This window comes from Bradyrhizobium sp. CFUWI (genome assembly GCF_056429085.1).
This window is the reverse complement of the sequence record NZ_JBWJZE010000116.1, coordinates 1-927: the sequence shown is the minus strand read 5'-3', so window position 1 is coordinate 927 and position 927 is coordinate 1. Positions and strand designations below refer to the sequence as shown.

The window sequence follows — 927 nt, the reverse complement described above, 5'->3', positions numbered from 1 at the left end:
CTTCATGCCAGCGTCGTAGTGGCCTGGGTAGAGGCACGCGAAGTTCACATCCCCGGCCTTGGTGAACTGCCAGATGATTTCACCCTGCTTGCCTGGGGCCAGGGAGATCTTGCTGGGCTCTTCGTGCTCCATGTCGGGGAATTTCTTCATCACCTCGTAGTGTTCCTTGAGCTCGGCTTCGGTGCCCAGGCTGAACTCGTGCTTGACCTGGCCCGTGTTTTTGATCACGAAACGGACCGTCTCGCCTTGTTTGACTGCGATGTTGGCAGGCGTGAAGCGCATCGTGTCAGCCATCTCGACGTTGATGGTGCGGCTGACCTTGGCGGCTTTGCCGGGTTCGCCGATGGCCGAGTCAGCGCTGCCATGGCCGTGGCCACCGGCATGGTTGCCACCGGCAAAGCTGTTGAAAGACAGCGCCACCAGGGCGCAGGCGGCGATCAGGGAAAGGTTGCGTTGCATAGGTACCTCGTTGGAGTGGATTCGGGGGAAATTCTTCAGGAACGTTTTTCAGTGGCCGCTGTGCGCGGAAGGCTTCTTGACCTTGACCACGGTATCGGAGGAGCCTTTGTCCTTGCGGGGCATGGATTGCCCGCCTTCGGCCTTGAAGCGCGATGGCTTGGCCACCGGGCCCGTGTACTCGTAGGCGACGGTGCCCTCGGGGTGCCTGTACCAACCCGGGTTCTTGTAGTCGCCAGGTTTCTGGTCACGGCGCACCTTCAGAACGCTGAACATGCCGCCCATCTCCACCGAGCCAAAAGGACCCTCGCCGGTCATCATCGGAATGGTGTTGTCCGGGATGGGCATTTCCATCTCCGTCATGTCCGCCATGCCGCGCTCGCCCATCACCATGTACTCGGGGATGAGGTTGTTGATCTTCTTGGCCACGCCTCGATGGTCCACCCCGATCATGGTGGGAATGTCGTGGCC

General features: G+C 60.6%; 1 protein-coding gene and 1 pseudogene. Both read right to left on the bottom strand.

Annotated elements, in window-relative coordinates; all coding sequences use genetic code 11:
• A partial coding sequence (locus tag AC066S_RS38960; RefSeq protein WP_478271925.1) for a cupredoxin domain-containing protein occupies nucleotides 1-459 on the bottom strand: 459 nt, incomplete at its 3' end.
• A 48-nt stretch (nucleotides 460-507) separates the two neighbouring features.
• A pseudogene (locus AC066S_RS38955) lies at nucleotides 508-927 on the bottom strand (copper oxidase); the annotation flags it as partial.